This is a genomic window from Brachyspira alvinipulli ATCC 51933, from assembly GCF_000518245.1.
Lineage (GTDB): Bacteria > Spirochaetota > Brachyspiria > Brachyspirales > Brachyspiraceae > Brachyspira > Brachyspira alvinipulli.
Window position 1 is genome coordinate 438,007 of record NZ_KI912403.1, and the last position, 16,414, is coordinate 454,420.

Sequence of the window (16,414 nt, forward strand, 5' to 3'; positions counted from 1 at the left end):
ACCACCCTCAATTTTAAGTAAAATATTCACCTTTTATTAATTTATTACCACATAAGAACTCTTTCACTGTTTGTCTTTTCTTACCTTCTCTTTGCAATTCTTTTATAATATAAATGCCGTTAAGAGCTTGAATATATATACCTTCATTATTAAAATCTATTATCTTTCCAAAATCTGAACTGCAACCATCTGAAGTTTCTCTATATTCACTCTTAAAAACTCTTATGGACATATCTTTGTAAAAGCAATATGCTGTAGGCCATCTTACAAATGCCCTTGTCATATTATGTAAGCTATATGCCGACTTTGAAAAATCTAATTTGCCATCTTCTTTCTTTATTTTTGTACAATAAGTGGCTAAACTATCATCCTGCTTAACCATATTTGATATATATTTATCAACATCTGTAAAAAATTCTTTTAAAAGATAAACGCCGCTTTCCTTTATTTTATCATATAAATCATTGAACTGCCAATTAGAATCTATAGATATTTCATGCTGAAGTATAACATCCCCTTCATCAAGTTTAGCATCCATTTTCTGCAATGTAGTGCCGCTTTTATCAAAACCATAAAGCAATGCATGTTCCACAGGACTTGCTCCCCTTAATATTGGTAAAAGAGAACCATGTATATTAAGAGGCATTATTTTTGGAAGTGCTAATGTTCTTTTATTTAAAATCTTACCATAGGCTACTACTATTAAAAAATCAGGAGCTAAGTCTGTAAGTACATTATAAAATTCATCTTTATTTATACTTTCAGGTTGAAAAAGACTAATATTATTTTCTAATGCTGTTTCAACTGTTGGAGAGTTAATTATATTCCCCTTTCTGTCTTTTTTTGTATCAATAGGAGCTATAACTCCGCACAAATTAACATTATCCGTATTTTTTAATTGTAGGATACAATCCGATGTGAAATCCGTAGAACCTGCTATTACAACATTATACATACTTACATTATATATTTTTATCATTAAAAGTCAAATATATTTTAATCCTCTAGCTGTAACTCTATTCCTTTAACTTCAGATAAAAATTGTACAAATAGATTAAATATTATAGGATCTATTTTTATTTTATCTTCTATAAAATTTTCTTTCATAAACATAACAACTTCTGACGGATCTTCATTTCTGCTTCCACCCATAAAAGTTAAACTGTCATATATATCAACAATTTCTAACATTTTAGCAGGGAAGTATGCTAAAGCCTCTGCATTAATAATATCATCAGGTTCAAATGTCATCAAGAATTCAACTTTATACTTTGGATCATTGATTTTTTTATTAATAAAATTCTTCAATATGCCACTACCATAACCATAACATTCATGATGCAATCCGGCAATTAATGAAGATTCATCTTTTTGATTCATTACATATTTAAGAAAATAATACGCCTTTGATGTATGAAAATCTTTAAAATCCCCATCTTTAATAAACTCATCTGTTGGAACAAAATACATCATATTCAGCATAGTTGTATCATGGTAAAATGCTCCTATTGCATAATTTATTATTTCAGAAGAAGTAAATTTTCTTATACCTAATTTAAATACATTTTCTAATTTTTCTATAGTTGTAATAACATTAAAATGCGAAAGTATTCTTTTATATTGTTCTAAATATATATTTTTATAATCCTGTCTTAATTTATTACTTAATCCCTTATTAAAAGCCTTATTATAATAATATAAGAATTCTATCATAAGTATACATACTCTATTTCCATGACTCAATATATTGGAATCATTCAGCATATCCAAGTTATCAAAAATATCTCTAAATAGATATTCTTTTTCCAAATATGAAACTATAGAACTTATTGTATTAATTATTAAATTTCCAGTTTCAGGATTAATATTTTCAGAGCTACTTTTTTTAGAACTTTTAATATACTTAAGATGTTTTACGAAATCTAATCTTGCAATCATTCCAAGACCAGTTAATAAACGTTCTATATCAATAGCTATTTCATTAGTTACTTTTGGTGCCTTAGCTTCAAGTTTTAATTCATCCAAATAAGGTTTTAATACATATAATCTATTAGTATCTTTCTCAGTAATAATTCTTTTCAAAAGTATATCATTAGCTGATTTCAATTTATCATAAAAAGGCACACAATTTTTATAAATATGATAAAAATATCCATATTCATCATATTTATTTTCATCTACGCCATCAACTATTGTATTAGTATTAGTTTCCGGATTACTTAAATTAAAAAACTTACTAGAAAAAGATGATATATAAAATTTGCCATCTTTAAGTAAATTGTTTTCAGCATTATTTTCTTCTATTAAAATATCTATTGAATTACCAGGTATGATAATACTTATAGAGTTAGAATTTACGCATGTAATTTCTATATTCTCTTTAATTATCATTTCTCTCATTTCTACGATCTTATTAAAATTAATCTCATAATATTTATTCATTGATTTAAACATAGTATTCTCCAATTACTTTTCCATCTCTTGTAGAATATCTTCTATATGCTTAAGCTGCCTGTCTGCTGTTTTATTATAATCAATTTCTCCAAGTGCTATTTTATATGCCTTATCAATTAAGTTATCCATTTCTAATTTAGCCTTATTTTTCATAACTTTATCAGCAAGTTCTTTAGTAATAGCCCATCTTTCCTTAGCTAAATTATAAAAAAATACAGCATATTCAAAACTTTTCTTTATATCCTCATCAAATTGTGAATTATAAAAATAATAGTTTTCTTTATCATAAAGTCCGGCAAGATAAATATAATTCTGAGTAATAAGATAGTTAAACTGCATATGCATCAAATCTTTATATCTAGTATATGCTTCTTCTGTTTCTATAATGGTTAAAGCCCTATTTACAAAATCAAAAGGGGCATTTAAAGCACGTTCAAGATAATCTACATTCCTAAGCAGATCATACTCAGCATAATAAGAAGGTAATGCATAAAGTCTGTAATAGTCCTCAGCATATACTATGTAACCATAGTCTTTTTTTTCTACTATAGTTGATTCTTTCATACCTATTTTAGGATAAAGATTTACACTAATAATTGCAAATATAATTAAAACTATCTTTTTCATAATACAAACTTATAAATAAAATACTACTATCATTAACGGTATAAATTAAATATTTCTTTATCACTTATTTATAGATCAAAAAATATAGGTAAGTAAAAAATTATTATGTTTTAGCTGCCAGAATTAATTTACAAATCTTTATTTAGTTTTTCTATTTTCCAATTACTTATATTCATCAAAGTATCTTTTAAACCAAATTCTGCTATTTGCAATACTACTAAATCTATATTATTATCGATAAGATATTTTGTATCAAATACATAACGATGTAAAAATATTGTTTCTTTAAATGAAGAAGCTATATAATTAAACATATGATAACCAAAAGAATCTCTTACAAACAATATGTTCATATTATTTGTGGAATCAGATACAGAATGACAGTAATAAGAATCATATCCTGAATAATAATGATTATTTGATCCTTCTATTATCTTAAATTTATTTGTAGTATAATTACTTAACACATATACATCTAAACTATTTTCTTTTAATACTGTAACATTATCAATATCAATAATATTATTAGTAATATCAAGTTCTTTCATTAAAGCCAAATAACCTATATATCCAGATATATTATTCCAATGTCCATCTCCTATATAATATAATTCATATTTGTTTTTATATTTCAAAATATCTTTTTTAGGATATACTATTTTTAAATCTGTATTTTTTATTAAATAATTAGTTAATTCATCTATAGAATTAGTCTCTTTAAATTTTATATAATCAGGGATACCTTCATAATAAATAGACTCTTTATTTGGAGCTATAAATAAAACAAAATCTGTACCATTTTTTTTTAATTCATCTCTAAAATTTAACAAATTACTTGAAATTAATTCCAATTCAGATTCACTAAATCTAATTTCTCCAGTTCTATATTTAATAGACTCTAGAGAATACAAATTACCATCATCACCATAAATTCTATCTTTATCCCTTTTTTCTTTGAGTATATTCCAGTCTATATATTTTCTTAAATTAATAAAATCATTTCTAAATGGTAAGTAATCATTAAAATATGCCTCATAATTTTTTGGATAATCAATAAAATTTGAATATATATTTGGATATTCTTTAAATTTTCTATTTTCATAATTATTATGATCAAACATATCATAAAATGCAAGATATATAAATTTAGGAAATACAGTAAATAAAATAAATAATGATATTACCAATACATATCCAGTTCTGACATCTTTAGAATATTTTTTATAATAAAACTCTATTTTGGATAAAAATAAAATTAATATAATAATATTTAAAATAATAAAATATTTAAAAAATTTAAATTTTATTTTTAAAATATATTTAACATTATCTATTTTTTCGTCCTCAGATATTTTTTGAAAACTAATTAAAGTTCCAAATGGAGTACCAGATTCATCTTTCATTTTTACTTCTTTTACATATTCCGGCAAACTATTAGTAACTAAATAAACTCCATATATATCACTATTTCTAAATACTTTATCATAATAGCTTATTCTAAAACCATATACATAATTATTATGATAAGAAATATTATCATTAAAAGATAATTTATCTAAATATCCAACTCTAGGTTTTGCACCTAATACAGATAAAACTATTAAAGAAATTATACATAAAGATAATAAAACTAAATAAACTCTTATCAATATTTTTTTCATAAAGATTCTGCCTTAAAATCTGAAATATATAAATGGATTGTAAGTACCATTAACTAAATACATAATGCAAATGAATAACAGTACGAATTGAATAACACTCTCTAATATATAAACTCTGCTTGAAAATATAGCTTCCTTAAGCTTTGGAAATATGCTCTGTAATAAACCGCAAAATAAAATACCGAATACAAAACAAACTTGTGTCTGAGGATAGAAGAAATATCTAACTGTAAAAATGCTCTCTTGATAATTAAACATTACTTTATATAATTCTAAAGCATGTTTCAAATCATTAGCTCTAAATAATACCCAGCCTAATATAAATACTAATATCACATATATATGATTAATAAATTTTAATTTATTTCTCTCTAACAGCTTACCTAAAAATATACGCTCTATTATTAAAAATAATCCATGCCACAAGCCCCACAATATAAAATTAAAACTAGCTCCATGCCATAAACCTGTAGCAAAAAATACAATAAATAAATTTAAATAAGTAAAATATTTACCTTTCCTATTTCCGCCTAATGGTATATATAAATACTCCTTAAACCAAGTAGATAAGGATATATGCCATCTCCTCCAAAACTCCTGTACTGACTTTGATATATAAGGATAATTAAAATTCTCTAAAAACTTGAATCCGAACATATGACCTAATCCAATAGCCATATCTGAATAACCTGAAAAATCATAATATATCTGAAGTGTATACAATATAGCAGCAAGCCATACTAAAACTGTACTTAATTCACTAACTGGTTGTTTTAATATTTCATCGCAGGATAAGGCAAACATATTCGCTAATATTACCTTTTTAGATAGTCCGTAAATGAATCTTTTTATTCCATAGCTGATATTTTCTAAACTTTCATTTCTATTAATTATCTGACTTTCTATATCATGGTACTTTACTATAGGTCCTGCTATCAATTGAGGAAAAAACGATATATATAAAGCTAAATTAAATACATTCTTCTGTGCTTTATTTTGCTCTCTGTAAACATCTATTACATAAGATAATGCCTGAAATGTATAAAAAGATATACCTATAGGAAGAACTATATTTTTTAGACTTATTACTTCTTTGCCTGATATTGAATTAATTATTGATATAGCAAAATCTGTATATTTAAAATAACCTAATATAACTAAATTAAGGATTATACAAAAAATTAAATATACTTTCTTCTTTCTTTTATTATTATCTTCAATAGCTTTATCAATTAATAATGCAAATACATAATTGATGAGAATAGAAGAAAACATTATTAAAGTATAACTAACTCCACCCCAAGCATAAAAGATAATACTTGCTGCTAAAAGAAGAACATTTCTATATTCTTTTTTAATTAAATAATATAAACAAAATACTACAGGAAGAAAAAGCCATAAGAAAATCATGGAACTAAATAACATATAAATAGCTCCGTAATTTTATTTCTAATTGTTTTAAGAGAATAATATAAAAAGTCTGATATACTACATAATTTGTGCGGTGCGGTGCGGTGCGGTGCGGTGCGGTGCGGTGCGGTGCGGTGCGGTTACCGGCATAGTATTATTCTCCAATATAGTTTTATTTTCGATATATTATTATAATTTATAATTAATGTCAAATAGAATTATTAATTAGATTGTTGCTTTTCCTCTGCCTCTTTCAATATTTCAAATATAGCATTATTATTATTATCTTTTGCTATATCTAAAGGATAATCTCCATTATTGTTTCTAACCATAACATCAGCACCAGATAATACAATTTCGCTTACTATATCAACACTTCCAGAATTTACTGCCTTATGCAAAGGTGTATCACCATTTTGATTTTGTATATTAAGATTTGGTTTCTTTTCTAAAATCATTCTTACAATAGGAAGTTTAGAATTTTCAGCAGCAATATGCAAAGCAGTATCTCCATATTTATCAACAGCATTCAAATCTACTTTTTGAGATAATAATATTCTAGCTATATTTTCAGCTCCGCTTTTTGCTGCTATCATTAATGGAGTATAACTTGATATTCCTGCATAATTTATATCAGCACCAGCTTCTACTAATATTTGAAGCAAATCAACATTATCATTATTAATAGCATATTCTATTAAACTCTCTCCATCCTTAGTTACAACGGAAAGATTAGCTTTATTAGCAATTAATAATTTTGTAAGCTCTGTATCATTATTCATAACAGCAACAGTTAAAGGACTAAGACCATTACTGTCTTCTACATTTATATTTGCTTTATTTTCTATCAAAAGATTTATCATATCATTTCTACTTGATTCTATAGGACTATTCATAGCATATAAAAGAGGAGTTTTCTCTTCATAACTTTTAGCATTAACATTGGCTTTGTTTTCTATTAATAGTTTAGCAAGTTCAATATCTCCATTATTTGCTGCATACATTAAAGAAGTCCATCCGTCATTATCTGCAAAGTTAACATCTGCTCCATTTGTAAGAAGAACTTTTACAGTATCTATATATGAATTTCCTACAGCTATTATTAATGCATTTTTTCCATTAACGAGTCTATTTAATGTATTTTTATTTATATTTGTAATTATTTTTTCCATCACTTTGGCACTGTCTGCAGATTTCTGCTGCATTAATACTAAATCAACAGGAGATGAACTTGTATTATTAAATTTAGAACCAGCTGCCGCCATTATTATATTTCCATATACATCGCTTTCCCCAGCCTCTTCTATTTTAGCACCTTTAGATATAAAATAATCTACTAAAGCAGGATTAAGCGATAAAACTGCATTATAAAGTACTGTAGTTCCGTCAGCACTTTTATAATTAATATCCGCTCCATTATCTATTAAATAACGTACTATACTCTCATCACTATTGTCAATCGCATAACTTAAAAGTAAAGGCTCTCTTTTCAAATCAAATGAATTATCTAAAAGAAGCTTTATCATAGTTTTATTAGTTTGAGAAACAGCATAATACATTGGATATCTATTAAAATTATTACCTGTATAAGAACCATATACATTAGCCTTACCTTCTTTTATAAGAAATTCAGCTATTTTTGTATTATTATTGCTTATAGCCAATATTAGAGGAGTAACTCCTGAATCATCAGCTATTTCTGCATCGGCTTTATTTTCTATTAAAAATTCTACAGCTTTCATATTATTATTTTGTACTGCATGAAACAATGGGCTTTGATTATTATTATCTGTTTCATTAACATCAGCCGAATAATTATTAACCATTTCTTTAACAATTCTATCGCCATATTTTTTCTTATATATTTCCTCGCTGTATATCTCATAATTTCCAACCATTTTCTCCATATCAGATTTACCCTTTATAAATAAGAATAAACCTACAAGCAAACCAGCTCCCACAAGAAGAACAAATACAATAGCGCAAGCTACTACAGCTACTTTAAATATATATTTTTTATTTTCTTCTGCTTCTTTGGATCTATTTATTTTTTCTATAGCATTTTCATTATTATTAACTGAAATATCATTGCTTGATTCATTATTTATTGAATCGTTATTAAGTTCATTATTATTATCCATATTTTCCATAACCGCACCTTAAACAAATTAAATTATGAAGTATAATAACATATTTTTTATAAATTAAAAGCAGTAAAATAAAAAAAATATATACCCCTATCTACTGTAGTACAAAACTTCTAGTTTCTATATAAGGAGTCTCATCAGCAATATATGATTCTATAACAATAATATAATTTCCTTTAGGAAAAGATGTTAATTCTTCTTTAGGTATAGTTAATTTGAATACATCATTTTCTAAAACTGCATTATATTCTTTTTCTCCTCCGTTTTGCAGCTGAAGCAACACTTTTACTTTAGTATTAATATCAGGCATTTCTAAAGCATTGTTCGGATAATTATACGAAGAAACATAAATATCTATATTCATATCACTATTTCTATTTACTATAGCAGGCATTTCAATATCTTCAATCCTGCTCATTTTAGTTGATAATTTCTCAATCCAATATTCAGCAGTATAACTATAATCTTTAAAAGCTGTTAATTCTATATAATTAGCTTTTGAATCTATCCTTGAAATAAAGAAAGGTCCATTTGATATATAAGCATGTCCATATTTATCTATAAAATCAATAGCAGCCTGATATCTTTTAACAGCCTCTTCTTTTGTTATAAAATCTTCTATTCCTGCAGGTATATATTGAGAATCACGCATTTCTATTAATTTTTCTTTTATATCAGATACACAGGTTGGATTTTTCACATCTATTGAAGTTAAGGACTGATCCTGAGAAATGGTATAAACATTACCGGATTTAGAACCTTCAAGAACCATTTTCATTATAGCTTCATTTATTTCAAAAGGAATAACCGTATTTCTATTTGGATTACCTATTTTAGGACTAACAGCAGCAATAGCAATTTGTCTGTCCATATCCATAGGCCAATAATAGTTTCCGTATAAAGTAAAACTTCCGTCTTCATTTATAACACTTCCTACAGCTCCGTCCATTGCAGAAAGATATCTTCCAGCCATAGCAGAATCATAATATTTATCATTCTCATTTGTCTTTGTTATAACATTTGCAATAAATACGCTTCCATACATCAAGTCAACTAAAGATGATTCTATACCATGATGCCATTTAAAATATCTAGGCTTAAAGTCGCATTTTACATAGGCTGTAATATTATCTGACTTCTTATAATCCAATTCTCCATTTTCATTCATTTTTACTATTAAACCTTCTTCCCATTTTTGAGTATAAGGATTGTACATCTTAGCATTCGTAGGAACTTCTATTGTACCTACTGGTATGCCGTTATTACCTGCTCTAACGCCTATTTCTAAACTGTTAGTGTCAGGCTCTCCCAACATAAATACCGTCTTAGCAGTAGAAGGAGATTCAAATGTAGCTCCGGCATCAGAACAAGGACCAATCATTATAGAAGAATAAGCATCAGAAAATCCGCCTACACCTACAGGATCCCATGGACTTATAAATAATGAACCTTGTGCGGAATGCTGAAGAACTCTTAATACTTTTTCTCCATTCCTATTAGGTTTTATATCTGCACTTCTTATAGACCAATCATTTATACCGTCTCCTACTCCGTAAAGCATTCTTCTGTTAAATCTTTCTTTATTAGCTACAAAAAATTGAGTCTGAGAGTTTAAATATATTCTAACAGCATCTTCAAGCCCTATTTCCTGCAAACGCATATTGCCATTCCAATATTCATCAGCAGTCAAAAACCATCCGTTTGAATTTTTATCGCTTATTCTTGAAGCCTCTCTATTATCATAATTCCAAAACTCAGAAATATTTCCTCCAGGCATATAGTTGCCTTCTCTTACATACATCTGTCTTAATGTAACATCCCACCAAGCACGAGTAGCACCTGCCCCCCAAGCCTCTGTTATAATATTCCATTCATAATCTTTAGGATCTGAACCATATACAACCTGAGTAGATTTATTTCTATCATATAATAATTTTTCAACTTTTATACCTGTTTTTTCTATCAAATCAGATACAGCATTTCCTGCAGGAAGTCTTCCTGTAGGATCATCTACCCTTATAACGAATTTAAGAGTTACAACTTCTCCATTATATTTCCACCATCCGTTTTCCTTTTTTAATTTCCCTCTATTTTCCGGCAGATTAGCAGCTTTTTCCATTGCTTTATTTATATCATTAATAGCCTTTTCCTGATTACCATTCTCTGTCATACCCATTCTTGAAGGAATAAGATTATATCTATAAGTACCCGGCTGCCCCGGTGTTGCCTGAGTAAATGAAGGCTGCCCTGCTCCTCTTAAAATTTCATCAACTAGTTTTTTTCTATCAATCAAAAAATTCATTGCAAATCTTACTTCTTTTATGGCCAAAGGATTAAAATGAGTTTTTCCATCTCTAGTGGTAACTGTATAAGGTGCTTTATTTGGCACAGGATTAAATAATAAAGACCAAGAACCGGAAGGCACAGCATAAGTATCAAGTTTTTCTAAATCGTTTTCCCCTAATGATAAATATATTCCTCCGTCTATTCCGCTAGCCATTAAATCAGCTCTTCCATCTGCTACATCTTTAATAGCTATTGTCATATCCGTTCTCACTTCATATATTATTTTATCTATTAATGCACCGCCTCTGTCTATTTCTTTTTGTGCTATTTCTTCTTGATTATTTGAACATGAAGAAAATATTAATATTATAAAAATTGATAAAAAGAATTTATTAATAAATTTCATTTAAGGCCTCATTTATATATTAAAAATACAACTTAACATAATATATAACATAAGAAATAAATGTCAACAAAATGAATATGTAAAATCACCCATTAATATAGTTGTTAATAATATTATATATTTTATTTCTTTCTTTTTCTATTTGTATATTAATTTTTTGCTGTTCTTTAATTTTATTATCAATTTCATCAACTATTTCTTGTTGTTTTTTTAATGGGATATTTGGTATTTTAAAGTTTTCAATTTCTTTCCATCTTAAATGGATTTGATTTGTAGTACCAGTAAAATCTCTTTCTATTTGAAAATATCCTAAAATACTTCTAAAAAAATATACAAAAAATAATTTATTATAATTAGTTATTCTTATGATAAAATTATCAACTGTGGTTATAGCATCTTCTTTATAGTTATATAAATCAATTTTTCCAAGTGATATTTTACCTGTTACACATAAAATAATATCATCATATTTTAATTTTTTATTATCAGATATTAAATTATATTCCTCTTCCAAAATATATTCTGAATCATTAAAATCTATATAAGAATTTTTTAAATTTTGAATTTTTATAACCTGTATTTCTCCTTCAGAATTATAATTAGGCTGTATACCTTTTTCATATTCAAAAATTATATTTTTTACCTTTATTGTGTCAATATCATTCAATATATTCATTAATTTTTTAGTTGGAGTATTATGAAATCTAGTTGAAAATCTCATTATATCGCTTTTAGAAAAATCAGTAAAATCAGTGTTAAATACTTTAAAAGTTTTATCATCTGCTATTTGAGTACTTGCAGTCATTCCCTTACCAAATTCATTATATAAATTCTCATCAAATCCAAATTCTCTAGCAAATACTTCATTAATAATTTTTTGCTCTGGTATAATAGTTTCTTTAAGGCTTTTTATTTTCTTTTCTATAGGTTCTATTAGAGAAACAATTTCATCTTGTTTTTGTTTGTCAATTAATGGAATTTTCATATTCAATAAATCTTCTTTTTTATAAGATGAAATTCCAATTCCTCTGTAAATATAATTATCAATAATATTCCTTATAATTTTAGTTCTTAATAAATATAGTATAAATTTCATATTATGATTATTATTAACATCAAAAATATAAAAACCATTTGAAAATACATATTCAGATAGATTAATATTTTCAAATAATAAAGCAGGAGACTTAGCCAATCTTATACTAGAAATTAGTAAATTATTATTTGAAATTTTATATTTAATTCTATTTGGATGTTCTTCATATGTAACTATTTGAAAATCCTTTATATATCCATCTTCGTCTATATAAGATTCTCCAGTAGGAATTCCTTTATATTCTTGCCCATAATCATACTCAAATATCTTATAATCAGATTTCAATATATTTCTTAATTTAATAGTTTCTTTGGCATAATTAAAAACATTCCAATTTAATTTAAATATAAAAGCATTATATTTAAAATCACATCTTAAATATAAATCATTAGAAAATTGTGAAAAATCTATATTATAAACTTTTAATCCCATTTTATATCTCTTAAATAATCTAGTATTGTTTCTTTTTTATTGTCATCCACAATTATTTCGCCTTTATTATTCATTCTATAAAGGTCATTAGGCATAATTTTTTCGCCTCTTTTGGTTCTTTTATAGCCTATATTTTCAGCCTCTGCCATTAATATACTATAATTCAATTCTTTAGATAATTCTCCAAAAACCCAATAAGAATTTACATAACCAAAGATATCTTTTGTATCATTATCATATTTGCAAATTTCTTTTAATTCATATTCATATTTTTTGGTTAATTCTAATATACTTAATGATTTATCATATTCTTCTATATAGTTTTTTAATAGTCTATATAATATATTTTTTCTTTCTTCTTCACTTAATTTATTGATAGATGTTAATTTAGCCTCACTCTTACCATTTATATAAACATCTATGATATTTTCTGCTCTAGTTTTTAATTTACTCCATTCATCTGAATATTTTTTCCAAACCTCATTCCACTGCTCTAATTCGTCTTTTGTTTTCTTTTGAGCAAATAATATACTAGTTTTTGTACTTGTAAAAGGTTCAAATGTAAGCTGAGGTAAACTAATAACTGCTTTTATTTTAAAATATTTATAAATAAAAATTCTAATATATTTATTTTCTGTAGTATCAAAAACACTTTCAGGTAATACAGCAGCAAAACGTCCATTATTTTTTAATAACTGATACCATCTTTCTATAAATAAATTTTCTGAATTTTTTTTATCTCCAAATAAAAAACCATCTTTTAAATTATTTTTAGTATCATTATCTAAAGTAACACTAAAAGGCGGATTGGTAAGAATACAATCAAATTGTCCATTGACATTTTTATCATTATAGATTGAATCTTTATCATATTGTTTTAAATAATTTGGAGATTGTTCTTTACTGTAAAAATTAAAAGGAAGTAATCCATCTTTAACAAAAATATTGCTAGAACCATCTCCATGCAAAATCATATTTACTTTAGTAGCTGTTCCCAAATTAAAATTAGTTTCTATACCATATATAAAATCTTTTGCCCATTTATTTTCTCTATGATCTGGTTGAAACCATTGAGTAAATTTATCTTCTACATCTCTGCTTTTATTTAATTCATCAAAAAATCTTCTTTTTATGTTTTCTGTGATGAATTTCATATATTCAATTAAAAATGTACCACTTCCTGCACTCGGGTCTATCATATAAGGTATTTCTAAATCATTATTTATTCTATCAATAGCTAATTTATCTATTTGTAATCCCCAAAGCATAAATTTAACTATATTTATATGTGTAAAAAATTGTCCTTTAGTCTGTTTAAATCCCTCTCTTATAATACCCTCAAAAAAATCTCCTAAGATATCTTTTCCTGTAAAGCTATTCTTACCATCTACAAAACTAAATCTTTCAATTTCTGAAACTGTATATTTTAATTTATTAAGAGAGAATTTATTTTCATCTATAACAAATGACTTTTTTAATTTATTTTCATCGTTTATATTTAATCTTTGCTTTAATGCTCTTCTATATAATTCATTTATTCTATTAAAAAGTCCCTCATCTGATTCAAAAGTATTTCCATCTTTATAAGAAAAAATCTGAAAATCATACTTCTCACCTTTTTTCTTTTCTGACTCATCTTGTATTTTTGATAATATTATATTGACCAACGAAGAAAAAACATCATTATCATCTGTGCTTCCTCCACCCCAAAGTACATTATGTAAATTTTTTCTTAAACTATCCAACTGCTCATGTGTAAAATTGGTATCCAAATCTTTTTTACCATTTTTTATATAAGGTTCTTTTTGTGCCTTTCCATATCGTTTAGGAATCTCATCACTAAAATTTCTTACTTCTTTCCAGTCATTAAAATTACTATATTTTTCATAGTCTATAAGTATACATTTATCTTTTATTATATTATTTGTAATTTCAAAAGTATATAGAACTAGATATTTAACTTTATGTCCTTGCCTTTTTCTTGAGAAGCTAAATTGAACAACTGTTTTTCTATTATTTCATCTTTATCTTTTTCATATTCTTCAGGACTTTTTAACTCCATATATAAAAAAGCATTTTTTTCATCATCTCTTACTATAATGTCTATTCTAGGTTTATTTACTTTAGGTCTACCTATATCATATTGTTTTTCTATTTCAATGTTTTCTAATTTATAACCTAACTCATTAACCAATTTGGACAATATATAAGCTCTAACGATTTCTTCATCACCTCTAAATTTATCTATCTTCCAACCACTAATTTTTTCTGAATATTTTACTTTTTTATTATCAAAATTATATTCTTCTACCACTCTTATATTTTGTATATCTAAATACTCTTTTATAAATACAATATCATCTTTATTCATAAATTAATCCATAATTATTTATATAAGCAATAATATAATAGTATAAATAATAAATGTCAATATAATTATATATAACTATATTTTGTAAAATGATTTTTGAAGTTTAGAATTAAACTATTTATAACAATCTTAATATTTTTATTAATTAGAAAACAAAGAGCATACAAAATAAATTTGCATGCTCTTTATTATTTTATTTGAATTACTTATTAGTATTATTTTTATGCCAATGTATAGATTTTATATAAAGTGATGAAAGATTAGTTAAATCTTTATCATCTTCAATCTTAGTTGATAAAGCATAATAAATATCATCAACTCTCCACAATGTAAACTTTTCATTATTAGGAGTAATATTATATTCAACATTTATAGAATATTCATTTTCTATAAAATTTTTTCCGCTATTAGTATAATTACCATAAAATGATAATAAGTTATTTGAGTTTTTAGAAGCTCTGTAAATATAACTATTATTCATATAGTCAAAATTTACTTCTGCCACATCCTTATTTACTACAAAATATTGAGCATTCTGTCCATGTTCAGGAGGTGCCACTGTTATTCCTATTCCTAAAGGTGCGAATGAGTTAGGAGAATCAACCTGAACATAATCTAAAACTGCATCATTGGAAATAACCTCATTATTCTTTGATGCATTGCTTACTTCTGACTCATTTGATTTACTAGAGCATGAAACTATAAACAATAAGCAGGAAATATATAAAGTAACAATAAATTTAATCATCTTTTACCTCTGTTTTATTTTTTATTTGTTAGTTTAAACAGAAAATAATCATATAAATTAAAAATTCTCATTTAAACTAATAAATTATGTTTACTTAAATAAAAAGCATGCATATAATTTAGATGCATGCTTTTTTAAACATTAAAAAATTATTTTCCTGATAATACAGCAAAGAAAATTAAAGGAGTTGTTCCGCTGTTAGAAATAGCATGACTATGTCCTGAACGGCATATTGTCATATCGCCTTCTTTAACTTCATATTGGCTTCCATCTGTATCTGTATAAGTAGCAGTACCGGATACTATTAAATAGCTGTCTTCATTTCCTTCATGTCTATGTAATCCTACAGAATCACCAGGCATTAAAGTCATATATCCCATTTCTTTTGTAGTATAATCTTTTGGAGCATTGTCTCTAACAAAAGCATATTTAACAATTAAATCTCCATTTCCACCTGCAACTTTATTTCTATTGGTAACTGGCAAATCAGCTAAACTATAAACAGCAGGTATAAAACTTTCATGTATCTCTTCTGTTGCCAATGTATCAGAAGTAGTATTAGTTGCTGCATTATCAACTACAGCAGATTCAGTTGTTGAAGATGTATTATTGCTGCAGGAAGCAAACATAAATAATAGCAATAATAACATAATATTTCTTAATAACATATTTCCCCCTATTTGTTATATTGCAATTATTCTAAATATAATCTTGAAAAAATCAATCCATATTTTATTAAATTAATTAAAAACATATAATAAAAAAGGAACAGCTTA

12 protein-coding genes are annotated in these 16,414 nt (G+C 25.8%); all 12 read right to left on the bottom strand.

The window, feature by feature from the left end; all coding sequences use genetic code 11:
* Positions 1-13: 13 nt before the first annotated feature.
* The 12 genes from fmt to T324_RS0109560 all read right to left on the bottom strand — a co-directional run bounded on the left by fmt (position 14) and on the right by T324_RS0109560 (position 16,306).
* Positions 14-955 (bottom strand): methionyl-tRNA formyltransferase, encoded by a 942-nt coding sequence (gene fmt, locus T324_RS0109500; protein WP_028330036.1) that lies wholly within the window; start codon positions 953-955, stop codon positions 14-16.
* 41 nt (positions 956-996) lie between these two features.
* Positions 997-2,454, bottom strand: coding sequence for a hypothetical protein (locus tag T324_RS0109505; protein WP_028330037.1), 1,458 nt, complete (start codon positions 2,452-2,454; stop codon positions 997-999).
* Between the two features lie 12 nt (positions 2,455-2,466).
* Complete coding sequence (locus T324_RS0109510; protein ID WP_028330038.1) at positions 2,467-3,081, bottom strand: hypothetical protein; 615 nt, start codon at positions 3,079-3,081, stop codon at positions 2,467-2,469.
* A 128-nt stretch (positions 3,082-3,209) separates the two neighbouring features.
* Positions 3,210-4,742, bottom strand: a complete 1,533-nt coding sequence (locus T324_RS0109515; RefSeq protein ID WP_028330039.1) for an alginate O-acetyltransferase AlgX-related protein — start codon at positions 4,740-4,742, stop codon at positions 3,210-3,212.
* Positions 4,743-4,754: 12 nt separating this feature from the next.
* Positions 4,755-6,167, bottom strand: coding sequence for an MBOAT family O-acyltransferase (locus T324_RS0109520; protein WP_028330040.1), 1,413 nt, complete (start codon positions 6,165-6,167; stop codon positions 4,755-4,757).
* Between the two features lie 206 nt (positions 6,168-6,373).
* The gene (locus T324_RS0109525; RefSeq protein WP_028330041.1) at positions 6,374-8,302 is read right to left on the bottom strand and encodes an ankyrin repeat domain-containing protein; all 1,929 of its coding nucleotides are present in this window, start codon (positions 8,300-8,302) and stop codon (positions 6,374-6,376) included.
* Positions 8,303-8,393: 91 nt separating this feature from the next.
* Positions 8,394-10,991, bottom strand: coding sequence for an ABC transporter substrate-binding protein (locus T324_RS0109530; RefSeq protein ID WP_028330042.1), 2,598 nt, complete (start codon positions 10,989-10,991; stop codon positions 8,394-8,396).
* A gap of 85 nt (positions 10,992-11,076) precedes the next feature.
* On the bottom strand, positions 11,077-12,519 hold the full coding sequence (locus T324_RS0109535; protein WP_028330043.1) for a restriction endonuclease subunit S: 1,443 nt from the start codon (positions 12,517-12,519) through the stop codon (positions 11,077-11,079).
* Positions 12,510-14,291: an HsdM family class I SAM-dependent methyltransferase gene (locus T324_RS17745; RefSeq protein ID WP_211232585.1), complete on the bottom strand. Its 1,782-nt coding sequence runs from the start codon at positions 14,289-14,291 to the stop codon at positions 12,510-12,512. Before T324_RS17745 ends, T324_RS0109535 begins: the two co-directional genes overlap by 10 nt.
* 176 nt (positions 14,292-14,467) lie before the next feature.
* Positions 14,468-14,890, bottom strand: coding sequence for a type I restriction enzyme HsdR N-terminal domain-containing protein (locus tag T324_RS18275; protein WP_211232586.1), 423 nt, complete (start codon positions 14,888-14,890; stop codon positions 14,468-14,470).
* Between the two features lie 202 nt (positions 14,891-15,092).
* On the bottom strand, positions 15,093-15,638 hold the full coding sequence (locus T324_RS0109555; protein ID WP_211232587.1) for a hypothetical protein: 546 nt from the start codon (positions 15,636-15,638) through the stop codon (positions 15,093-15,095).
* Positions 15,639-15,787: 149 nt separating this feature from the next.
* On the bottom strand, positions 15,788-16,306 hold the full coding sequence (locus tag T324_RS0109560) for a cupin domain-containing protein (RefSeq protein WP_051436828.1): 519 nt from the start codon (positions 16,304-16,306) through the stop codon (positions 15,788-15,790).
* Between the last annotated feature and the right edge of the window lie 108 nt (positions 16,307-16,414).